The sequence below is a fragment of the Coxiella-like endosymbiont genome, from assembly GCF_030643785.1.
In the GTDB taxonomy this organism is placed as follows: Bacteria; Pseudomonadota; Gammaproteobacteria; order Coxiellales; family Coxiellaceae; genus Coxiella.
In genome coordinates this window covers 973,269-994,785 of record NZ_CP094378.1, presented here as the reverse complement: position 1 = coordinate 994,785, position 21,517 = coordinate 973,269, and the positions used below count along the sequence as shown (strand labels likewise).

The window sequence follows — 21,517 nt, the reverse complement described above, 5'->3', positions numbered from 1 at the left end:
GGATCAGAGTTATTTCATTAAAGTAGCGTCGCCGGAAGAAAATGCTTTTTGAAATCCGTCAGTTAATTTGAGGATTAAATTTCCTTGCTCATTAATTCCAGCTCCAATACCTTGGAATTCTTTTTGGCTTGACCTAAGATTTAAGGATTTATTAAAAAGATAATCTTTTTTTTGCCAGGGATTTTGAAAGAAGCTAAAGCCATGTTTTTCAAAAGCTTCCAAATAATGCATCAAATAATTAATTAATGCCGTACAGAGCTCATTTCTGTCGTGATAGGCTTCAGTTAAATTTATTAAGGATGTCCAATCATGATTGATTTTTTGGTCAGTATCGTTTTGCATATTAACATTAAGGCCAATACCAATAATAACGGAACAGAATCCGTGAGTTTCTGCTTGAATTTCAATTAAAATACCAGCTAATTTCTTATTATCACAAATAATATCATTTGGCCATTTAATAAAAATAGGTAAAGATAAATGACAAATTGTTTCAATAGTGCGACATACCGCGAGCCCGCATACCAAGCTTAAACCGGCTAGCTCACTAATATCTTTATTAAAAGAATATTTTAAGGATAAATAAATATTTTGTCCAAAGGGCGAATGCCACTGCCGGTGAAAACAGCCTTTACCTTTTGTTTGCATCTCTGAAATGCAAATTGCCAGCTTGTTTGGATGGGATGCTATTTTTAAATAATCGTTGGTAGAATCTACTTGTTCCAACAACTCGAGTGGAATTGATTTTATTTCTAAAGTGCTAACTATTTTTTGTTTGTCTAACAAGATTAATGGTTGAGTTAAACAATAACCCTTAATTTTTAGAGATTTTATTGGAATTTGATAGCTCTTTAATTTTTTGATGGCTTTCCATACCGAAGTGCGACTGATATTAAATTGCTGTTTAATAGCGGTCCCATGATGGAATTCCCCATCGTTTAATAACGTTGTTGTTTAAATATCTCATAATCCGCATTTTACTCTGTAGTTGGTGACTATCAAGGCTATCCCAACGGTTGTTTTTTTAGTATAGTTACCCTTTATGATAAGGCCTCTTGCTCTTTATGTCGGCTTGCGTTACACACGCGCTAAGCGCCGTAATCATTTTATCTCTTTCATTTCTCTTGCCTCTATGCTGGGAATTGCCTTAGGTGTTGCTGTATTGATTGTAGTTTTATCTGTAATGAACGGATTTGATTATCAGATTCGAACTCAGTTTTTTGCGATCGCGCCTGAAGTTACGATTCTATCAGGTCAAGATATTTCTGAAACTTGGCCGACTTTACAAAAGATCATTAATGCTAACACTAATGTTATTGCTTCAGCTCCTTTTGTCACGGGGTTGGGGATGCTGAGTAATGAAGGAGTGGTTAGTGGGGTGAATGTTTTGGGAATATTACCCTCGCAGGAAATGGAGGTCTCAAAGCTTGATCAAAAAATGGTGCAAGGGTATTTAAACAGTTTAGTTGCGGGAAATTATAATATTATTCTAGGGCAAAAATTAGCAAACCAATTAGGTTTATCTCTCGGAAATAAAGTCAACTTATTCACTCCTCAAGCTACAACAACACTCCTGGGGGTATTTCCTCAATTTCACCGTTTTACTGTTAGCGGGATTTTTAGTGTGAAAGGTGGTTTTGATTTTGATACGGGAATTGGTTACATTAATATGATTGATGGAATAAAACTATTTCCCCAAGGAACAAGCGGATTACATGTTAAAATAAAAAATATTTATCAAGCGGGAGTTGTTTCTCAGGAATTGCAAAATGCTCTTCCAAACGGATTTATGGTAACGAATTGGATGGAGCAGTTTGGTTCATTTTTTAATGCCATTGCTATGGAAAAGACGATCATGTTTGTTATTTTATTATTGATCGTTGCGGTAGCCGTATTTAATTTAGTTTCAACGCTTGTGATGGTGGTCAATGACAAACGAGCTGATATTGCCATTTTGCGAACGTTAGGGGCGAGTCCCCGTACTATTATGTCAATTTTTGTTATCCAAGGAGCCATAGTTGGCTTAATTGGTACGCTGATTGGCGTAATCGGAGGAGTTATTTTGGCATGGAACGCAACAGCTATTGTTAATTTTGTTCAAAATCTTTTTCATGTTCAATTCCTTAAAAGTTCAGTCTTTTTCGTTAATTTTCTTCCTTCTCGATTGGAATGGTTGGATGTTTTAAACATTTCTATTATTGCCTTAGTGTTGAGTTTGATTGCAACTATTTATCCGGCTCTCATTGCTTTTCAAACAGAACCAGCAGAAGCACTGCGGTATGAATAAAGAAACACCGGTCATTCGTTGCGACAAATTGAGTAAGGCCTATCTCGAAGGGAAATTACACGTGCCTGTTTTGCATGAGATCGATTTTTCTGTCGCGCCAGGGGAGCGCGTGGCGATCGTGGGTGCTTCAGGAACAGGAAAATCTACTTTTTTACAATTGTTAGGTGGTTTAGATAAACCAACGGCAGGAAAAATATGGGTGGGAGATAAAGATATCAATCGTCTTACGGAGCGAGAAAAAGGGTTATTACGTAATCGATATTTAGGATTTGTTTACCAATTCCACCATTTATTGCCGGAATTTAATGTGTTGGAAAATGTTTGCATCCCTTTGCTCATTCGAGGGATCAAACCTAAGCTCGCAAAAGAAAAATCCATCGCTTACGTTGAAAAAGTTGGATTAATTCATCGACAAAAACATCGGGTTGGAGAATTATCAGGAGGAGAAAAGCAACGAATCTCTATCGCGCGAGCTTTAGTAACGGAACCTCGTTGTGTACTCGCCGATGAACCCACAGGCAATTTAGACGAAGAAACTGCCGATCAGGTGGCTGATTTGACTTTGCAACTAAATCGTTCTCTGAATACGAGTTTTGTCATCGTAACGCATAACCGCTTCTTATCCGTAAAAATGGATCGAATCTTTTTATTGGAAAAAGGCCAACTCTACATTAAAGAGAAATAATTGAAGCAGTCCAGCCGTTATTTTATTGATCGTTATGAAGGTGGTGAACGTACTCTTTTTTTAGTACATATCGATATTTCCTTATTATACAAGATCTTATACAAGAGAGGCGTGATATAAGGACTGAAAAGAGTGATCAAAAGAGGCATCTTTGTTTAATTTTGGAAATACAACACAAGGATTACCAACGGTTATTTGGGAATGTTGACAGTTAACGGAGAATGAGTTAATGAATATAGTAATTCTAGGAACCCAATGGGGGGATGAAGGTAAAGGAAAGATTATCGATATGCTTACAGATAAGGTTGCGGCAGTGGTTCGTTTTCAGGGTGGCCATAATGCAGGGCATACTTTAATTATCGATGGCGAAAGGACAGTTTTGCGTTTAATACCCTCAGGAATTTTATGGAAAGATGTTCTTTGTTTGATTGGAAATGGAGTGGTTTTGTCTCCCGCGGCATTAATGGAAGAAATCCAAGAACTAGAAGTTAAAGGGATTCCAGTAACGGATCAGCTTAGAATTAGTTCCGCTTGTAATTTATTGTTGCCTTATCATATTGCGCTCGATAAGGCACGTGAAACTGCGTTAGGAAATAAAGCTATCGGCACTACTGGTAAAGGAATTGGCCCTGCTTATGAAGATAAGGTGGCCCGCCGAGGTATTCGTGCAATGGATTTGTTACATCCTGATGTCTTGTTAGAAAAGATAAAAAAGCTACTGCTTATCATAATTTCCAGTTGGAATATTATTCGCAAAAACCTCTCGATTATATCCAGATTTATGACCAATTAATGGAAATGAGAAATAAAATAAGGCCAATGATCGGAGATGTAACTCCCTTATTATTTGAATTATGCCGAGAGAAAAAAATATTATTTTTGAAGGGGCGCAAGGTTACTTGTTGGATGTGGATCTTGGAACTTATCCGTATGTTACTTCTTCAAATACCACAGCAGGGGCAGCTGCTACAGGTAGCGGCTTTGGCCCCCTCTATTTTGATCAGATATTAGGGATTACCAAAGCTTATGTGACTCGCGTTGGTATCGGACCTTTTCCAACAGAATTAAAGGATGAGGATGGGATAAAAATGGCAAAGCGAGGAAAAGAATTTGGTTCGGTGACGGGTCGCCCTCGGCGTTGTGGTTGGTTTGATGTAATTAGTATGCGCCGATCCATTCAAGTAAACAGTTTGACGGGTATTGTATTAACCAAATTAGATGTATTAGATGAGTTTGAAACTATTCGTTTGTGCACAGGGTATCTCTGTAATGGAGAATTGCTCAACGAGTCTCCCTTCGATCAGTTCCTGTTAGAAACTTGCGAGCCCATTTATGAAGAAATGCCTGGATGGCAAACTTCCACTTATGGGCTTATTAACTATAATCAAATGCCTAAAGAAGCCCGTGATTATATTGCACGTATTGAAGCGTTGTTGGAGGTCCCTGTTACTATGATTTCTACAGGTCCAGATCGAAAACACACTATTGTGCGTAAAAAAATTTTTCAAACAGAAGAAGCCCACGCGTTTTCCCCTCTTCCTTAGCTGGATAGAGAAACCCTTAACTTTTCCTCTGCCGTAGGAGAGGGATCAAGGGGGAGAAAGAAATTTTTATAAAAATTAATTTATCAATAAATTAAAATAATGGTCGACAAGTAGGGCTGCAAATAAAAGCATCAAGTAGAAAATGCTGTATCGAAAAACTTGCATCGATATTTTGGAATCATTACTCACAAATAAGCGAATCGCCCAATAAATAAAACCTGAATTTAAAAGACAAGCACTAGAAAAATAGATCCATCCCGATATTCTGATAATGAAAGGCAGTGAGCTAATTACGGCAAGCAGCAGCGTATAAAATAAAATATTTAATTTGGTGTAGGGAATGCCGTGAGTGTTAGGTAACATAGGAATATTTGCTTTGGCATAATCATCTATACGGTGAATGGCAAGTGCCCAAAAATGTGGAGGAGTCCAAATGAAAATAATTAGCAGAAGGATTAAACTAGGTGGATTAATGTGTCCTGTGACAGCTACCCATCCTAATAAAGGAGGAGCGGCACCTGCTAATCCTCCGATAACAATATTCTGCGGAGTGGCGTGTTTTAAATAAAGTGTATAAATACCCGCATAGCCAATAAGCGTGGCAAAAGTTAAGAACGCTGTGAATAAGTTAACAAAACTGACCAAAATTACCATAGACAAAATACCTAAAATGCTGGCAAAAATAATTGCATTTCGCCGACTGATTCTGCCTTGCACGATAGGACGGCGGCTAGTTCGATGCATTAATTTATCCAGATGGTGCTCTAAAATCTGGTTCAACGCGGCTGCAGAAGAGGCAGCAAATGCGATACCCAAATTACCGAACAACAAAATACGCCAGCACACGATATCGGGACTAGCCAAACACATTCCCACTAGGGCTGTTAATATCATTAATAAAATGACACGTGGCTTACATAATTGAAGATAATCTCGCCAAGTAACGTCGTGGGTTTGAATAAGCGAAACTATTTCAGTATGTGTTTTCACTAGGAGCTCATATTTTTGGGTGATTTATAATGTCTTCGCAACTTTTCTAATCGCTTATCGATTCGGCTTCGTTTTAATGACGACAAATGGTCTAGAAAGATGATACCGTTTAAATGATCCAATTCATGTTGAATACATTTTGCCATAAATCCATCGGCTTCTAACTCTAGTGTTTTTCCATAACGATCTTGCGCACGTACTTTAATTTTAGCAGCGCGAGTGACTTTTTCGAAGATGCCTCCACCAACTGACATGCAGCCTTCTTCTTCTGCACACTTTCCTACGCGCTCAATAATTTCTGCGTTAACTAGACATAAGGGTTGATTTTTTTCCAGAGAAAAATCGATAACGGTGATGTGTTTTGGATTCTTTAAATCTAGTTGGGTAGCAGCTAGGGCTGCACAATTTTTGGTGTTGTAATGAGTCAAAAACATTTCGTCGATGATTTTCTCTAATTCATCATCAAAGGTTTCAACCCGTTTCGCTACGGTTTTTAATTGTGGATTGGGATACTGTAAAATTTTGAGCATTCTCGTAACTTACGGGTTTGCCGAGGAGAGGACTTGAACCTCCACGGAGTTGCCCCCCACAAGTACCTGAAACTTGCGTGTCTACCAATTCCACCACCTCGGCATTTGGTGTAAAACTCTATCTGTCAGCCCAGAAAATGTCAAATCAAGTAAGGAAGGAGCTTGAATCTCATCTTCTCACATAGAGGCTAGACGCGCATAGCTAATAAGAGTCGTGGGACTGGAATAGGTAGTCTAGTGTCCAGTCGATTTCCTCACGGCCCATTGCACGTAATAATGCATTAGCTTTGGAAAAATGTCGGCATCCGAAGAATCCCCGGTTCGCCGAGAAGGGCGAGGGATGGGGAGCTTTTAAGATTCGGTGTCGGATATTGGTGATCAAACTGGATTTTTGTTGTGCATAAGCTCCCCACAAAAGAAATACGATCCCTTTAGGATGATCGTTCAAACTAGCAATCACATGGTCCGTAAAACGATGCCACCCAATAGAAGCATGGGATTGGGGTTTGCCTGCTTCAACGGTCAGAGCTGCATTTAACAATAGAATACCTTGTTTGGCCCATTTTTCCAAAGTTCCTTGAGAAGGAATAGGAATGTTTAAATCCTCATGCAGTTCCTTGAAAATATTTTGGAGAGAAGGCGGAAAGGCGACGCCGGGACGTACAGAGAAAGCCAACCCATGGGCTTGATTAGGCCCGTGATAGGGATCTTGTCCCAAAATAACTATCTTAACCGTCTCGTAGGGTGTTAATTTCAATGCATTAAAAATATCTTTTTGAGGGGGATAAATAGTTTTCCCCGCTTTACGTTCTTTTTTGACGAAATCTAAAATAGCTTGAAAATAAGGTTTTTGTTTTTTTTCGTTGAGAACAGTTTGCCAGGTGATGTTTTCAGTCATAGTTAATAGTTATCATTAATTACTCTTCGCTGGTGATGGTTATAGGCTCTCCAAAAGCCCAATTTTTTAAGTTTTTTATAGAGATAATCAGACTCACTAATATTCGTTAGGGGTCCAATTTGCACTCGATAAATAGGTAATTGATTATAAATTGTTTTTAAAATAAGAATGGGTTTTCTTATGTAAGCGCTTAATTCTCTTTTTAAACTTTCAGCATATGTGGCCTGCCGAAAAGCTCCTAATTGTAAAAATAAATGAGAGGAATGAAGGGAATGTGATATAGGAATGGACGATTTTGCGAGCATTATTGATCGAATAGGAGTGTGATGATAGATATCTATCGCTTTAACTTCTACAAATGCAGTTCCCTTGTTGGCATAACCCAATTTTTTAGCTGCTGCATAGGATAAATCAATAATGCGACGAGAGGCAAAGGGACCTCGGTCGTTGATTTTAACAATGACAGAACGACCGTTACTTAAATTAGTTACTTGTACAAAACAAGGAATAGGTAAAATAGGACTTGCTCCAGTCATTGCCAGCATATTGTAAGGTTCGCGTGTTGAAGTCAATTGTCCGTGAAATTTGGTCCCATACCATGAGCCAATACCGCGTTGTATATATCCGCGTGTAGATTTTAAAACTCGGTAACGTTTTCCATTAACTACATAAGAGGATGGATTTCCGTATTTGCTACGCGAGAGGAATTTAGGTTTTGCATTAGGAATTTTACTAACGTCCACATAATATCGAGGAGGGCCATCTTTTATTTGAGAAGCGCAGCCTGAAAAAAGAATAAGCAAAATGCTGATAAAAATTGTAACACTAGAACGAAACAAAAAGCGCTTCATGGGGAGTTGCGGTCCTTCAGTTTTTAAATATAAATTGTTACACTTAATTGAGTATATCTTAACGAAGTTTAAATATTCTGCAAGAAAGATTATTGAAAATATGAACAAAATGCGAATTGTGTATGGAATCCATGTTGTGCGAGTTCTTTTAGAAACGGCGCCTCACACTGTTATCAATTTGCATGTACAAAAAAATCGGGAAGATCAACGTTTACAATCCATTATCAAAATAGCAGAAAAAGCAGGTGTAATTGTTAAATATACTTCTCGTAAGGAATTAAATATTTTTGGGGAAAAACATCAAGGAATAATTGCTAAATGTAAAAATTTCGAAAGTCTTGATGTAAATGCATTGCAAACTGTAATAAAAAATCGTGAGACCTTTGCATTATTATTAATTCTTGACGGAGTAAAAGATCCACATAATTTAGGTGCTTGTTTTCGAAGTGCTGAGGCGTTAGGCGCCCAGGCTGTGATCGTACCTAAGGATTGGGCGGTTGGAATAACGCCTGTTGTTCGTAAAGTGGCGTGCGGCGCGGTTGAGATGCTTCCCTTTATTCGCGTGACGAATTTAGCGCGTACCATTCGTTGGCTTCAAGAACAAGGGATTTGGATCATTGGGACCGCGGCCGATGCGGATTTGCACCTTCAAGAGATTGATTTAACTGGAGATTTAGCTATAGTTTTGGGAAGCGAAGGCAAAGGGATGCGTCATTTAACAAAGGAATGTTGCGATTTTTTAGCACAAATTCCTCTGCAAGGTAGCATAGAAAGCTTAAATGTTTCTGTGGCGTGTGGAATTTGTTTGTACGAAGTAGAACGGCAACGGATGCTCATTAATCAAGTCATCGGACAAGAGTAGTTATAAGCTTAAATGACTTATTTTATTTCAACCCATTGAGTTTTAATCAGTTGTGTTTCTTCCTGGTGAATCTGTTTAAATTCGGCGTCTAACTTTTTTAACAATTTGTTGAGGGTTGAATCATCGTGTGGTTGTTTTGACGACTAAAAACGCTGTGAATAGTCAAATAAACTTTTAAACGATAATAATTTTCAAAATTTATAGCAGTAATAAATAGCAGTAATAAACGGCATAGAAATATTTAAATTGACAAAACGATTGCTAAGTTCTAACAAGGGTTCTTGATCTTTTAATTCTTTTATTTCAATTTTTGAGAGGAGAATATTTTTAAAGTTTAGTGCTATGGCTAATTGTTAGCTCTACGTCTCTTGTTTTTCTTGTCATTGATTGTGATCAGAATTGGTAAGATCATTCAATTTTTGTTACACTTGGTTTGAATTTTCAGGAGAAAGTTTGGGGAGAAAGTTTGGAGAAAGTTTTTCTAATTCTTTTTTTCTAGACTATTTTCGCGAGGATTATTTTTGAAAATATCATCTCAAATCATTACTAAATTAAGAGCATTTTAAGAGTAGTGAAATAACCGAAAGATTGGCTTTTGTTAGAAACAATATTATAACAAGCTTGATTCGCAATAACAACCGCGGTTTTCGACAATTCACCTGGCCTTTAAACGGCGAGCAGATTCTGCTATGTCATTCTCCTCGATGAGAGGGCAGCCCCCCAAACAAAATGAGTCGTTAAAAATTCACGACATTGACACAGAGCCTGACGATGAGAATGAATTTCCGTAATTTGTTTTATTGAAATTCTAAGAAAAGTAATTAAATTTTGACTCACTGGAATGTGAAACATATCTACTCTACAATTTGACAACGATATTTGGTCAACGCTTTGATACTCTCAGTAACAATTGCCGTCCTGGGCATTTTCTATAGCAAAAATGCCAAAATCAATTTCTTTATTTTTAAGAGCTCGAAGTACATTTTCGGAAGACATTTTCGGAAGATATCAAATAATTAATTGAAAAATTGTTAATCTTTTGTGTCTTTTTCATTTTTTAATTCCGGATAATTATTGATTTTCAGATCTCGACATTTTTCATCTTTTCATCATAGATTTAAAAATAGCAATAACTGCTTCCGCCGGTAAAGGTCCTTTATTGTGAGTAGTGATTTTTTCTAAAATTTCTGCTCTCCCGTTCAGGACGATAAAATTTCATAAGCTTCCCATCTTGCTACCTTGACTTTCGCAATTTCTAATGCGTATTCTGACTGTTGATCAAGCAAATCAACAACTTGATAATCCTATTTCATTGATTTTTTGGCGTAGTTTAATTAAAACCTCACTATTGTTGGACACTCGTTTTCTCCTCATTCTGGCGACGCCGGGCAATAACAGCGTCAGCCAATTTACTAAATGCTATTTCTGTGTCTTCCCAGGAAATACAAGCATCAGTGATACTTTGTCCATACTTTAGCAGTTTACCGGATTCTAGAGGTTGTTTTCCTTGAATTAAGTTGCTTTCAATCATAACGCCAAAAATTGAGAAGCTTCCTTGATGAATCTGGTCGCAAATTGAATCGATAACTTGGATTTGTTTTTTATGATCTTTACCGCTATTACCATGGCTGCAATCGACCATTATCGAAGGAGATAAATGGGCTGACTTTAATCTTTTTACAGTTTCTGCAATTGTTATCGGGTCATAGTTAGTGCCTTGAGTGGAACCACGCAAAATAACGTGACTGTCTTGATTACCTGTAGTGCTGATAATAGCGGCGATGCCCTGTTCAGAGACACCCAAGAAATGATGGGAGTGATGAGCAGCAAGGACAGCGTCAATAGCTACTTGTATGCTTCCTGCTGTTCCATTTTTAAAGCCAATAGGCATCGAGAGTCCTGAAGCGAGTTCTCGGTGGATTTGACTTTCGGTGGTTCGAGCTCCGATGGCTGACCAGGTCGTTAAGTCAGAGATGTATTGGGGAATAATAGTATCTAAAAATTCACTACCGGTGGGCACTCCTAATTGATTAATATCTAAAAGCAAACGTCGGGCGATCCGTAAACCTCGATTAATTTGAAAACTGCCATCCAAGTGGGGATCGTTTATTAAACCTTTCCATCCAATAATAGTGCGAGGCTTTTCAAAATAAACTCGCATGACAATAAATAATTCACTTGAGTATTGGGCCATGCAGTCTTTAAGCCGAGAAGCGTATTCCAGAGCAGCTCCAAAATCGTGTATGGAACAAGGGCCGACAACCACCAACAGGCGATCATCTTCTCCATGGATAATGCTTTTCGCGACTGCTCGTGCTTGGTTTATCTTGTTGGCAATTGTATCTGTTAGGGGTAACTCTTCGATGAGAAGAGCGGGAAGCATCAAGGGCCGTATAGTTTTTATTCTTAAATTGTCTGTTTTTTGCATAATAGCGACCTTTAAAGTCTGTGTTTAAATTGATTATGGTGAATTTGAAAAGGTAAAAACAGATAGTTAGCGCTTTTAAGGGCTACACCAAAAAGAATAAAAAATGAGATAAACTCTATATTGTAAGATCATAATATTTTTTACCATCCTTATTGTTAAATTGTCAAGAATTCTTTCACCATACGGCAGTAAAATCACTAAGCCATAATTTATCGAAGTTTTTTCTACATATTTGATTATATGCTATTTTTGATATAAAATGACTTTTTCATTTTATTTATAGGGAGTAAAAAATGAAAATAAAAAACTTTACAGAAGATGGGCATGGTTGGGCAACCACGAAAGCAGAGGTGCTCACATGAAACGCGCTAGGTAAAAATGTACTGCTCATAGCCGATTCCCAAGTAATCGTCATATCTTCCATTACAGCATGAGATAATATCTGAGGTATTGCCATCATGATAAGATGGCAGCTCAACCAAACAAAATGGAGATACTAGATACTAAACTAGACGGTTTCGCAATTTTATTTTTTTGGTTTTTGCAGTAATTTATATGGCCCTCTTAGCAGATTACAAGCCTTCCCCAAGGGTCTCTCCTACCGGAGACCTCATTCACACAGATTAAACAATGGTATATACATGCTATATGTTAAAAACCGCGCTTGGCCACGGGGGCTTTGGATCGGTACTTCGCACAATCGGTTTTATGCTAAATTCTACTATTTTACTCATTGTGATCGGTTCAGTGGCAGGCCAGCTATGTGCTATTTTAGCTATTGCAAAAGATGGTAATCTTTTGGTTAGCTTTTAAGCTGGTTGTTAATTAGCTATAGACAAGCCTTAGTTTAATTTCAGTTTAATTTCAAAAGCTGAGCGCCTTCATCTACTAAGTCACCGGTTTTACACAGTAGGGCTTGTATCACTCCATCTTTAGTGGCTGTGAGAGTATGCTCCATTTTCATGGCTTCTAAGATAAGTAGGCGATCGCCTTTTTTTACTGATTGATTAGGTTCAACAAAAATTTCAATAACGGTTCCTGGAATGGGAGCAATAAATTGATTATCAGCAATTGCTTCGTTAGTCATTGAAGCTTTAGGATTTTGCTTTGAAAGTACAAAATGGCTCGCTTTATAAAAGATATGCCAATCTTCTTCACAAAGAATGGCCGCTGCTTCTAAAACTTGATTGTTGTAAATAATTTTAAACTGATAATTATTTTGCTTTTGCCCAGTAATCAAAAATGAACGTTCAAGAAGAATTAATTCATCAGCTTTAATTTCGAAACTATCTTCTTTATACCAAAATTGTAATATTTTTTCAGGCGGTGAAAACAAACGCCAATTGTCGTGAATAAACCACGGGGAGTAAGGATCTACTGATTGGAAAGCTAATTTTTCAATTGCCGTTTTTTGTTGCTGCAACTCGGCGAAACAAGTAATTAATAAAACCTCATCGGGTAACAATTCTTTTTTAAGAATTCTAGAGATTTCAACTTCAACTAATGTTGTATGAATTTTAGCCTCTTTAAAGGCTTGAGTTCCACATATTTGGTGAAGAAAGGATATGTTTGTATCGATTCCGATAATAAAAATTTTTTCTAAGGTGTTTTGTAATAATTGTAAAGCAGTTGCTCGATCTTTTTCGTGAACAATTAATTTGGCGATTAGGGGGTCGTAATAGGGAGTAATAATGTCATTTTGAGTGACTCCCGTATCGAATCGTATTCGTTTCTCTTCGGGAGGTAAATTAAAGTAAGTTATTTTTCCCATAGAGGGAGCGAAATTATTTTCGCGATTTTCCGCATAAATCCGCGCTTCAAAAGCATGTCCTGTTACTTTGATTTGCTCTTGAGAGCAAGGAAGAGATTCGCCGCTAGCGATTCTGAATTGCCATTCTACCAAATCTAATCCAGTTATCATTTCCGTTACCGGATGCTCAACCTGTAAACGAGTATTCATTTCCATGAAGTAAAAATTTTCTGACTGATCTACCAGAAATTCGACCGTTCCGGCGCCTTCATAATTAACGGTTTTGGCGGCTTTTATAGCAGTTTCCCCCATTTTTTGTCGGGTAGTTTCTTTTAAATTGGGGGCAATAGCTTCCTCGATAATTTTTTGGTAGCGACGTTGAATAGAACAATCTCGATCGAATAGATAAATGCCATCGCCTTGCTGGTCCAAAAAGATTTGCACTTCCACATGGCGCGCCGGTTTTATATATTTTTCCAGAAAAACAGTATCATCATCGAAACTAGATTTTGCTTCGCGTTGCGCGGATCGCAGTGCGTTTTCTAAGTCATTACTATTGGTCACTAAACGCATTCCTTTCCCTCCGCCGCCAGCAGCTGCTTTAATTAAAAGAGGAAATCCTATGGTTATAGCTTGTTCCTGCAATATGTTTAAATCTTGGAAGGCACCTTGATAACCTGGCACCACCGGAACACCGGCTTTTTCCATTAATTTCTTAGCTTCGCGTTTGTCTCCCATAACACTAATAGCTTGAAGAGGGGGACCAATAAAAATAATTTCTTTTTGTTGACATAGACTGGCAAATTTTGCATTCTCAGATAGAAATCCATAACCGGGATGAATAGCTTGCACTTTTGCTTCCAGCGCAACGTTGATAATTTTTTCACCATTTAAATAACTTTTTGCAGGAGGGGGCGGACCGATCAAAAAAGACTCATCAGCTAATTTGACATGATGCGCCTCTTTATCAATCGAAGAATAAACTGCAACAGTCTTAATGCCATATTTTTTAGCCGTTTTAATTATTCGACAAGCAATTTCGCCGCGATTAGCAATTAATAATTTGCGAAACATATAGAGATTCTGAACTCCTTAACTACCGATTAGACTTTATTTTTTAAAAATATTTGAATTCTATCTTGAGCTTCCTTGGAAGAACGAACGGTAGCTAAAAGCGCTGCAGTTTGCGAAACAACAGTTCCGTTGATTGGATACAAATTATTGAGCAATTGTTTGACGTGAGATAAAGCTTGTGGACTATTTTGGGTAATTAATTTAGCAAGATTTTTTCCAGTTGTTAGCAATTCATTCTGATTAACAACGTGGTGGAGAAGTCCTAATTTTTGTGCTTCTAAAGCATTGAAAAATTCCGCCGTTAGAAAATAGCGGCGAGTAGCGCTATATCCAATAGCGCGAATGATGTAAGGTGCAATAGTTGCAGGGGTTAGTCCTAATCTAACTTCTGAAAAAGAAAATTTCGTATCGGTAGAAGCAATTACAACGTCGCAGCAAGCAATTAAACCAATACCTCCCCCAATAATATTTCCTTGAACTAAGGCAATATTAGGTTTCGACAAGTGATTAATCAATTGCAAAAGGTCGGCAAAAGCAATTGCATCAGCTTCGTTTTCTTCACGAGTGAATCCTGACATACGTTTCATCCAATTTAAATCGGCACCCGCGCAAAAATTAGTCCCCTCCGCATTGATAATAATGACTTGACATGTTTCTTCGTGATTTGCTTGTTGTAAAGCTTGTTTTAATTCAGCAATAAATTGCTCATCAAACGCATTATGTTTTTCAGGACGGTTAAAAGTAATTAAACCTATATTTCCTTCATAACGTTGGCGGATATAAGTAAATTTATTCATAATTGTCCTTCCTTTTTACATTCGCAAAATTCCAAAACGGGTTTCCCGAATAGGTGCATTTAGGCTTGCAGAAATGCAAAGACCTAATATTCGACGAGTGTCGAGAGGGTTAATAACACCATCGTCCCATAGTCGAGAACTGGAATAGTAAGGGTTAGCTTGTGCTTCATAATTAGTCCGGATATTGGCTTTAAATTGAGCTTCTTCTTTTCCATCCCATATTTCGCTGTGCCGTTCCATTTGGTTGCGCTTCACTTGTGCCAAGACGTTTGCAGCTTGTTCGCCTCCCATAACTCCAATACGTGCATTAGGCCACATAAATAAAAATCGTGGATCGTAACCACGACCACACATGGCATAATTTCCTGCACCGTAACTATTTCCAATAATAATAGTGAATTTTGGAACCTCTGTACATGCGACAGCATGAACCATTTTGGCACCATGTTTAGCAATGCCTGCATTTTCATATTTTTTACCGACCATAAAACCGGTGATATTTTGCAAAAAAACCAGAGGAATTTTGCGTTGACTACATAATTCGATAAAATGGACACCTTTAAGTGCAGATTCGGAAAAGAGAATGCCATTATTGGCAATAATCCCTATAGGATAACCATAAATATGTGCAAAGCCACAAACTAACGTGGTTCCATACAATGCTTTAAATTTTTCAAATGAAGAACCATCAACCAATCGAGCAATAATTTCATGAACATCGTAAGGTTTCCGGGGATCTGTATTAATGATTCCTAAAAGTTCTTCAATAGGGTAAGCAGGTTCTTGAGGAGTGCGGATATAAAGGGGGATATTTTTTTTACGATTCAGGTTATTTACAATATTTCGAGTTAATTTGAGTGCTTGCCAGTCATTTTCAGCTAAATAGTCGGCTACACCAGAAAGTCGACAATGAACGTTGGCGCCTCCCAATTCTTCAGTAGTAACCACTTCACCTATCGCTGCTTTTACGAGAGGAGGGCCACCCAGAAAAATAGTCGCTTGATTTTTTACCATAACTACTTCATCCGCCATTGCAGGGACATAGGCTCCTCCTGCAGTACAGGATCCCATAACGACAGCAATTTGTGGAATATTTTTGGCAGACAAACGCGCTTGATTATAAAAAATATGACCAAAATGATCCCGATCAGGAAAAACTTCATCTTGCTTGGGTAAGTAAGCTCCGCCAGAATCGACGAGATAGATACATGGGAGGTTATTTTCTTCTGCAATAGTTTGAGCACGTAAATGTTTTTTTACACTAATAGGGTAATATGTTCCGCCTTTAACGGTAGCATCATTAGCTACGACTGCGCATTCTTGTCCCGCAATTTGACCAATTCCACTGATGACACCTCCTGCAGGAACGGTGTCATCATAAAGTTGATAACCAGCGAGAGTAGAGAATTCTAGGAAAGGGGAACCCGGATCCAATAAATGATCTATACGTTCTCGTACTAATAATTTTCCTTGTTCCCGTTGACGGTTGCGAGCTTTTTCCGGACCTCCTCGCTTAATTTCAGACAGCACTCTTTCCAGTTCTTGAATCTGTGCGTCCATGACGTTTTTGTTATTCTTAAATTCATCGCTGTTAATTTTTATTTTTGAAATAATTTTTGGCATAGGTGATCTTTTTCCTTTTAACACCTCATACTAATTAACACCTAAATACTAACTCTAACTCTCCTCCGAAATTGCAATGGCTGTTGCTTCTGCCGCGCTGCAAATTATTTTTTTGTAATGCATAGGAGTAAAGTTGACCACAATGCGCCGCGCACCAGAAACCCCGTTAGGATGGCCTAACCGCACAAGCCCCTCCGTAGAGATTAACTTTCTTTATGCAGTAAACTAATTTCTTTCATAGCTGCCATTGTAACACAGCGGCAAAGACTTCGTTAATTTCAAATAAATCGACCTCTTCTTTTTTTAATTTTTCCATAAACCTTGGGTAGCGTTAATTGGTGCTATTGTAAACCAGAACAGGCTCTTGGGTATGAGTGAAATGGCTGATAATTTTTGCCATTTGTTCGGATACTCAATTTTTTTGCTTCTAAGAGCCGCATCAAAATTAGTGCCGCTTGCATCATCTGAAATAGAGCTGGAGTTTGCTGCTGTTACTGATCTATCTAGTTTAAAAGCAGGCTTTAAATGGGAGATTTTTCTGGGTTAGCTTTGAGAGCATTTTTATCATGATGAATAACTTCAATAGTTTTTTCCCATGTTTTACTGTAATCAAAACAATTCCTTGCGAAAAAGGTCCCATCTTCGCTTGCTTTTTTTGCTCGAGTTAATGATGTAAGAGAAAAATCATCCAGTTCTTTTGACGAAAATTGATATTTATCCACACATTTTTCCCCAAATACACCCATGGCTTTCCTAGTATCATATGCATCCTCTAAGGCATTCAGCATCATGTGGCCATAAATTTGGTCGTATCCCAGAGTCGATGATAAACCAAAACGAGCTTTTATCCTTAATATAAGGAGATATGGGGGGCCGTAGACATATTTTAGGTATATTTTCCATACCGACGGCAACAACATGGCTTATAAGAACTGGCGAGAATCCCATTGTGGGTTAAAATGGTTTTATAGCTTTCATCCCACAGAGCCATATCATTAGTGGTGCAGGGAATATTCGGCGGAAGCCCTGCTTTTATAGCGGCTTGCCGAACGGGGCTCCCGCGGCGGCCCACCGCTTGTCCCTGATCGGTGGAGAGTATATACAACCCATAATGACTTCGTCGATATTTTCGAGATCAAGTCCGGCGCGTTCAATGGTCCGCTTTGATTGCTGTAGTGCCTAATTCACTCGCTAATTCACTCGAATGTATTTCTTTAAAATATCCGCCATAACATAATAGGCCCATTGGCGTACGCGTGGCGCTTAAGACAACAATTGGATCTTTTATCATTATTCACCTTCTCGAAAGAGCTCACGGCCAATTACAATTCGTCTAATTTCTGATGTACCTGCACCGATTTCGTATAATTTAGCATCACGCAGAAATCGTTCTACCGGAAATTCCGTAATATATCCATTACCACCTAAACATTGAATAGCTTGCAAAGCCACTTGGGTAGCATTTTCGGCAGCAAACATCAACGCACTCGCGGCATCTTTGGGGCAAATCTTCCCAAGATCGGCCGATTGGGCTACCGCATATACGTAAGATCGGCTGGCGTTTAATGCGGTATACATATCGGCTATTTTAGCTTGAATCAATTGAAATTCACCTATAGATTTTTTAAATTGTTTGCGTTCATGAATATAAGGTAACACAAAATCCAAACAGGCTTGCATTATTCCTAAGGGTCCACCGGCTAGAACAAGCCGTTCGTAATCAAGCCCACTCATTAATATGGGAACACCCCGATTAATTTCCCCTAATACATTTCCTTTGGGCACTTTGCAATTATCAAAAACTAATTCACAGGTATCTGACCCACGCATCCCTAATTTATCGAGCTTTTGAGCAGTTCGATAACCTTGGAAATTTTTTTCAATTAAAAACGCACTGATGCCACGTGAACCGACAGTGGGATCAGTTTTGCCATACACAATTAGCACGTCTGCTTCAAAACCATTCGTAATCCACATTTTAGTGCCATTCAAAATAAATCCATCCGCTTCTTCTTTGGCGGAGAGACGCATACTAATGATGTCGGAGCCCGATTCGGTTTCGCTCATAGCCAATGCACCAACATACTCTCCGCTAATTAACTTAGGTAAATAACGTTTTTTTTGTGCTTCCGTACCAAAACGACTCAGTTGATTAACGCATAAATTAGAATGGGCACCATAACTTAATCCAACGGAAGCGGAAGTACGACTAATTTCCTCCATAGTAACTACATGGGCAAGATAGCCCATATGGGCACCCCCGTATTTTTCATCGACCGTAATTCCAAAAAACCTAATTCACCCAACTTGGGCCAAAGATCGCGTGGGAATTGATTCGTCAGATCTATTTCTCTTGCTCGAGGAGCAATTTCTTGTTCAGCAAACTGTTGTACTGCTTGGCGTAGCATTTGAACGGTATCATCGAGCTGAAAATTGAGTCCGTGAATCATGTTATGATTACCTTAGTAATGGAACTCAGTTACTCTTACTCTCGTAGGCAACACAGGTGACTATTTTCGTTTTTAAATAGATAGCTGAGTCACTTATACCGGGAAGTTCCTGATAAGTTTTCGTTATTTTAACATTCAACATGGAAGATAACATGATAATGGCTTCAAGAGATACCTCATTAATTCCCAGTTGGGTTTATTGCTATGTTTACTTTTAACCCACGATGATTGGGAGCAAAAAATTTTAGATTATCCTAGCAGAGTTTTCGAATTTTAATGCTGAAATGTATCAAGCTTGTGGGCACATACCAGCGTGATGAGTGCTGACTCTCATTGTGATCTTGAATCCTTAGATATGTCCACGCATGTTAATAAGGTTATTCAAGACTTAGTGACCCAACTCTACCATTGCGAAGATCAAATTCAAGAACAAGGCGAGAATATACCCTGGAAAATATCCTCAGCGTTTGGAATAATCATTATGCGCGACTTTTCGTAAATGATTATTCTCAAGGGGCCGAATAGAAGACCGCTATCAAGTTGCTCATTTATCTCGCTTTCCTTTCGAAGATTTTCAATTTGAGTTAGCGTTATATACCGATCTCCTATTCCAAAATAAACAAGCTTCACCATAGCTCGTTATTATCGAACTTTGCCAAGTGGGCCCCAGAAGTACGCGTATTTCCACTTTTGGATGAAGCAGGGAGAAGTTTCTGGTTCGCTCGGGTCAGTTATAGTTTTTTTACAGGAACGAGATTACGGAATTGAAGTGTGGGAAGTTTTCCTTTATAAACTGCAGAAAGGAAGTAACGCGATGTTGCAGATATGGACAAAAGAGTTGACTTTATGATTTACGAATATTTGCGTCCTTTATTATTTCAGTTAAAACCTGAACAAGCGCATTATTTGACCTTATCTGCTTTGAAATCATCTTTCCGTCCTTGGATGATCAAACGATATTTGCAGCATTTTCCACAAAAACCCATCTCAGCGTTTGGTTTGCAATTTCCAAATCCGGTTGGACTTGCAGCAGGCTTAGACAAAAATGGTGATTACATAGATCTGTTACTTGGACTTGGTTTTGGTTTTGTGGAAATAGGTTCGGTGACTCCAAAATCTCAACCCGGTAATCCAAAGCCCCGCTTATTTCATCTATCAAAAGCACAAGCGTTAATTAACCGTTTTGGTTTCAATAATGCGGGTGTTGATTATTTCGTGGAACAACTCAAAAAGCGAAAAGTAAAGGGTATTGTCGGGGTAAATATCGGTAAAAATTTAACAACTTCTTTGGAAAATGCTTATGAGAATTATCGATATTGTTTTGAAAAAACCTATCCTTACGTAGATTATGCGACAATAAATATCTCTTCTCCCAACACCCCCGGCTTACGAGAATTGCAATCTGAACAATATCTTTCAAAATTACTGAGTCAGCTTAAAGAAGAACAGCGTCGGTTAGAGGACCGTCATCAACGACATGTGCCATTACTTTTTAAAATATCGCCGGATTTAACGCTGGAACAATTAAAAGTCATCGCATTGTTATCTTTGGAACATCGTCTAGAAGGCTTGATTGCTACGAATACGACTAATAGTCGTCAAGGAGTGGAAGGGTTGATGTACGCAAATGAAAAGGGTGGGCTCAGCGGTAAGCCACTTTTTCCTAAAACCCTTACCATTATTAAACAACTTCATAAGTTGGTGCAGGATGCTGTTCCGATTGTTGGGGTGGGAGGGATTTTTTTCCTGAAGATGCCGAAGCCTTTTTTAAGGCAGGAGCTTCTTTAGTTCAAATTTATACGGGCTTGATCTATCAAGGGCCTGGAATTGTTAAATCAATTGTTAGTTCGTTAAGCGAATAACAAGAGATTAGCCGCTCCAAAATCACTAAAAAAGAGTGCTAGTCGCGTAATACTGAAGAATTCAGTTTTGCATGTTGTCGATGTCCTAATATAAATGAACTTTCCAATGAATCCTCCAAGTTGGAAGCGGCAGACTTATATACCTCACAATTATTTCACAAGCGTAAAATAGTTTATCAAGATTGCCGTCAGAGAGAGCCAAGTGGTTGTTCTTTAACTTTTCTAAAATTTCAAAATCAATATTACCCCTATCACGTCTTTCAATGTTTCAGCTGTTACCTACTATCAGCTCCTACTATTTGGAGAGGGTATATCCTCCTCAATGGAATAAACCTCTTAATATTATAGGAAATTATAGGAAAAACCAGAGAATTATAATTTTCTTTTTTATTTTTTAGCGTAGCTAAATATTTCCCTAATAATTTTTTGGTAATACAGCTTAAATTGGTAGGTTTAAAAATTTCTGGTGAAAAATATTTCAATATTAATCGTGAATGAGTGGCTATAATTCGGTCAATCTCGGCTATATGATTAGAAGAATTCAGGCGTGCTAGTTTGTGATGAATAATAGTTATCAATTTCATTTGAGTCTTATATTTTATAAATTTTAAGTCTTGATGATAATAGTTTATGAAAAAAAGCAATAATTTACTAAATAATCGTATCTAGAAAAGCAAAGCTTTTAAAGTTGTTTTAGAAAATATTTTTTTAGTTAATTCCGAATGAAAAGAGGTGCTAATAACAACTTTAGAATTTCAGGATCAAACTCGACAAATGATAAAATTGGAGTAACAAGTCCTGGACGAGATTAAATTATTGAGTTAACACTTTTCGAATCATTAGGGGACCTAACATTTCTTTATATTGTTGCATAAATTCTATGATG

The 21,517-nt window shown here is 38.0% G+C and carries 19 protein-coding genes, 1 tRNA gene and 3 pseudogenes; 7 read left to right on the top strand and 16 right to left on the bottom strand.

Features of this window, described 5'->3' with window-relative positions; genetic code table 11:
• Nucleotides 1-9 precede the first annotated feature (9 nt).
• Nucleotides 10-891 (bottom strand): biotin--[acetyl-CoA-carboxylase] ligase, encoded by an 882-nt coding sequence (locus tag MRH55_RS05165; RefSeq protein WP_304986142.1) that lies wholly within the window; start codon nucleotides 889-891, stop codon nucleotides 10-12.
• A gap of 151 nt (nucleotides 892-1,042) precedes the next feature.
• Here MRH55_RS05165 and MRH55_RS05160 point away from each other — a divergent pair, with 151 nt between their 5' ends.
• The 3 genes and pseudogenes from MRH55_RS05160 to MRH55_RS05150 all read left to right on the top strand — a co-directional run bounded on the left by MRH55_RS05160 (nucleotide 1,043) and on the right by MRH55_RS05150 (nucleotide 4,516).
• Nucleotides 1,043-2,287 (top strand): lipoprotein-releasing ABC transporter permease subunit, encoded by a 1,245-nt coding sequence (locus tag MRH55_RS05160; protein WP_304985182.1) that lies wholly within the window; start codon nucleotides 1,043-1,045, stop codon nucleotides 2,285-2,287.
• Nucleotides 2,280-2,972 (top strand): ABC transporter ATP-binding protein, encoded by a 693-nt coding sequence (locus tag MRH55_RS05155; protein WP_304985181.1) that lies wholly within the window; start codon nucleotides 2,280-2,282, stop codon nucleotides 2,970-2,972. Before MRH55_RS05160 ends, MRH55_RS05155 begins: the two co-directional genes overlap by 8 nt.
• A gap of 229 nt (nucleotides 2,973-3,201) precedes the next feature.
• Nucleotides 3,202-4,516: pseudogene (locus MRH55_RS05150) on the top strand (adenylosuccinate synthase).
• Nucleotides 4,517-4,591: 75 nt separating this feature from the next.
• Here MRH55_RS05150 and cyoE read toward each other — a convergent pair.
• From cyoE to MRH55_RS05125, 5 genes are all read right to left on the bottom strand, one after another.
• A complete protein-coding gene (gene cyoE / locus MRH55_RS05145) occupies nucleotides 4,592-5,506 on the bottom strand; it encodes a heme o synthase (RefSeq protein WP_304985180.1) in 915 nt (304 codons plus the stop codon).
• Nucleotides 5,506-6,036 (bottom strand): peptide deformylase, encoded by a 531-nt coding sequence (gene def / locus MRH55_RS05140; RefSeq protein ID WP_304985179.1) that lies wholly within the window; start codon nucleotides 6,034-6,036, stop codon nucleotides 5,506-5,508. Before def ends, cyoE begins: the two co-directional genes overlap by 1 nt.
• Before the next feature lie 18 nt (nucleotides 6,037-6,054).
• Nucleotides 6,055-6,139 (bottom strand) — tRNA-Leu (locus MRH55_RS05135).
• Nucleotides 6,140-6,238: 99 nt separating this feature from the next.
• Entirely contained in the window at nucleotides 6,239-6,934 is a 696-nt protein-coding gene (ung, locus tag MRH55_RS05130; protein ID WP_304985178.1) for a uracil-DNA glycosylase, read from the bottom strand.
• Nucleotides 6,935-6,936: 2 nt separating this feature from the next.
• Nucleotides 6,937-7,785 carry a septal ring lytic transglycosylase RlpA family protein gene (locus tag MRH55_RS05125; protein WP_304985177.1) on the bottom strand — a complete coding sequence of 283 codons (849 nt, stop codon included), beginning with the start codon at nucleotides 7,783-7,785 and terminating at the stop codon, nucleotides 6,937-6,939.
• Nucleotides 7,786-7,885: 100 nt separating this feature from the next.
• Here MRH55_RS05125 and rlmB point away from each other — a divergent pair, with 100 nt between their 5' ends.
• The gene (rlmB, locus tag MRH55_RS05120) at nucleotides 7,886-8,647 is read left to right on the top strand and encodes a 23S rRNA (guanosine(2251)-2'-O)-methyltransferase RlmB (RefSeq protein ID WP_304985176.1); all 762 of its coding nucleotides are present in this window, start codon (nucleotides 7,886-7,888) and stop codon (nucleotides 8,645-8,647) included.
• A gap of 687 nt (nucleotides 8,648-9,334) precedes the next feature.
• Here rlmB and MRH55_RS05115 read toward each other — a convergent pair.
• Both MRH55_RS05115 and MRH55_RS05110 read right to left on the bottom strand, forming a co-directional pair.
• Complete coding sequence (locus MRH55_RS05115) at nucleotides 9,335-9,499, bottom strand: prephenate dehydratase domain-containing protein (protein ID WP_304985175.1); 165 nt, start codon at nucleotides 9,497-9,499, stop codon at nucleotides 9,335-9,337.
• Between the two features lie 493 nt (nucleotides 9,500-9,992).
• A complete protein-coding gene (locus MRH55_RS05110) occupies nucleotides 9,993-11,075 on the bottom strand; it encodes a 3-deoxy-7-phosphoheptulonate synthase (RefSeq protein ID WP_304985174.1) in 1,083 nt (360 codons plus the stop codon).
• A gap of 630 nt (nucleotides 11,076-11,705) precedes the next feature.
• Here MRH55_RS05110 and MRH55_RS05105 point away from each other — a divergent pair.
• Nucleotides 11,706-11,888: a hypothetical protein gene (locus tag MRH55_RS05105; protein WP_304985173.1), complete on the top strand. Its 183-nt coding sequence runs from the start codon at nucleotides 11,706-11,708 to the stop codon at nucleotides 11,886-11,888.
• Between the two features lie 40 nt (nucleotides 11,889-11,928).
• Here the strand turns inward: MRH55_RS05105 and MRH55_RS05100 are convergent, their stop codons facing one another.
• The 8 genes and pseudogenes from MRH55_RS05100 to MRH55_RS05065 form a co-directional block, all read right to left on the bottom strand.
• Nucleotides 11,929-13,899, bottom strand: a complete 1,971-nt coding sequence (locus tag MRH55_RS05100; RefSeq protein ID WP_304985172.1) for an acetyl/propionyl/methylcrotonyl-CoA carboxylase subunit alpha — start codon at nucleotides 13,897-13,899, stop codon at nucleotides 11,929-11,931.
• A gap of 29 nt (nucleotides 13,900-13,928) precedes the next feature.
• Nucleotides 13,929-14,696: an enoyl-CoA hydratase-related protein gene (locus MRH55_RS05095; protein ID WP_304985171.1), complete on the bottom strand. Its 768-nt coding sequence runs from the start codon at nucleotides 14,694-14,696 to the stop codon at nucleotides 13,929-13,931.
• Between the two features lie 15 nt (nucleotides 14,697-14,711).
• Complete coding sequence (locus MRH55_RS05090; RefSeq protein ID WP_304985170.1) at nucleotides 14,712-16,319, bottom strand: carboxyl transferase domain-containing protein; 1,608 nt, start codon at nucleotides 16,317-16,319, stop codon at nucleotides 14,712-14,714.
• 54 nt (nucleotides 16,320-16,373) lie between these two features.
• A complete protein-coding gene (locus tag MRH55_RS05085) occupies nucleotides 16,374-16,505 on the bottom strand; it encodes a hypothetical protein (RefSeq protein WP_304985169.1) in 132 nt (43 codons plus the stop codon).
• A gap of 335 nt (nucleotides 16,506-16,840) precedes the next feature.
• Nucleotides 16,841-17,107 (bottom strand): thiolase family protein, encoded by a 267-nt coding sequence (locus MRH55_RS05080; RefSeq protein WP_304986141.1) that lies wholly within the window; start codon nucleotides 17,105-17,107, stop codon nucleotides 16,841-16,843.
• A gap of 98 nt (nucleotides 17,108-17,205) precedes the next feature.
• On the bottom strand, nucleotides 17,206-17,424 hold the full coding sequence (locus MRH55_RS05075) for a hypothetical protein (protein WP_304985168.1): 219 nt from the start codon (nucleotides 17,422-17,424) through the stop codon (nucleotides 17,206-17,208).
• A gap of 45 nt (nucleotides 17,425-17,469) precedes the next feature.
• Nucleotides 17,470-17,610 carry a hypothetical protein gene (locus MRH55_RS05070; RefSeq protein WP_304985167.1) on the bottom strand — a complete coding sequence of 47 codons (141 nt, stop codon included), beginning with the start codon at nucleotides 17,608-17,610 and terminating at the stop codon, nucleotides 17,470-17,472.
• A pseudogene (locus tag MRH55_RS05065) lies at nucleotides 17,610-18,769 on the bottom strand (isovaleryl-CoA dehydrogenase). The gene MRH55_RS05070 and the pseudogene MRH55_RS05065 overlap by 1 nt, the downstream one beginning before the upstream one ends.
• A gap of 295 nt (nucleotides 18,770-19,064) precedes the next feature.
• Here MRH55_RS05065 and MRH55_RS05060 point away from each other — a divergent pair.
• Together MRH55_RS05060 and MRH55_RS05055 are read left to right on the top strand one after the other, a co-directional pair.
• Nucleotides 19,065-19,268 (top strand): hypothetical protein, encoded by a 204-nt coding sequence (locus MRH55_RS05060; protein ID WP_304985166.1) that lies wholly within the window; start codon nucleotides 19,065-19,067, stop codon nucleotides 19,266-19,268.
• Nucleotides 19,269-19,615: 347 nt separating this feature from the next.
• Nucleotides 19,616-20,631: pseudogene (locus MRH55_RS05055) on the top strand (quinone-dependent dihydroorotate dehydrogenase).
• Nucleotides 20,632-21,517: the final 886 nt, after the last annotated feature.

Excerpts from the sequence above, each read along its gene's own strand:
- MRH55_RS05160 (WP_304985182.1), top strand. The coding sequence starts at position 1,043 with ATGATAAGGCCTCTTGCTCTTTATGTCGGCTTGCGTTACACACGCGCT.
- MRH55_RS05155 (WP_304985181.1), top strand. The coding sequence starts at position 2,280 with ATGAATAAAGAAACACCGGTCATTCGTTGCGACAAATTGAGTAAGGCC.
- def (WP_304985179.1), bottom strand. The coding sequence starts at position 6,036 with ATGCTCAAAATTTTACAGTATCCCAATCCACAATTAAAAACCGTAGCG.
- ung (WP_304985178.1), bottom strand. The coding sequence starts at position 6,934 with ATGACTGAAAACATCACCTGGCAAACTGTTCTCAACGAAAAAAAACAA.
- MRH55_RS05125 (WP_304985177.1), bottom strand. The coding sequence starts at position 7,785 with ATGAAGCGCTTTTTGTTTCGTTCTAGTGTTACAATTTTTATCAGCATT.
- rlmB (WP_304985176.1), top strand. The coding sequence starts at position 7,886 with ATGAACAAAATGCGAATTGTGTATGGAATCCATGTTGTGCGAGTTCTT.
- MRH55_RS05115 (WP_304985175.1), bottom strand. The coding sequence starts at position 9,499 with ATGTTTCACATTCCAGTGAGTCAAAATTTAATTACTTTTCTTAGAATT.
- MRH55_RS05110 (WP_304985174.1), bottom strand. The coding sequence starts at position 11,075 with ATGCAAAAAACAGACAATTTAAGAATAAAAACTATACGGCCCTTGATG.
- MRH55_RS05105 (WP_304985173.1), top strand. The coding sequence starts at position 11,706 with ATGGTATATACATGCTATATGTTAAAAACCGCGCTTGGCCACGGGGGC.
- MRH55_RS05100 (WP_304985172.1), bottom strand. The coding sequence starts at position 13,899 with ATGTTTCGCAAATTATTAATTGCTAATCGCGGCGAAATTGCTTGTCGA.
- MRH55_RS05095 (WP_304985171.1), bottom strand. The coding sequence starts at position 14,696 with ATGAATAAATTTACTTATATCCGCCAACGTTATGAAGGAAATATAGGT.
- MRH55_RS05090 (WP_304985170.1), bottom strand. The coding sequence starts at position 16,319 with ATGCCAAAAATTATTTCAAAAATAAAAATTAACAGCGATGAATTTAAG.
- MRH55_RS05080 (WP_304986141.1), bottom strand. The coding sequence starts at position 17,107 with ATGCTGAATGCCTTAGAGGATGCATATGATACTAGGAAAGCCATGGGT.
- MRH55_RS05070 (WP_304985167.1), bottom strand. The coding sequence starts at position 17,610 with ATGATAAAAGATCCAATTGTTGTCTTAAGCGCCACGCGTACGCCAATG.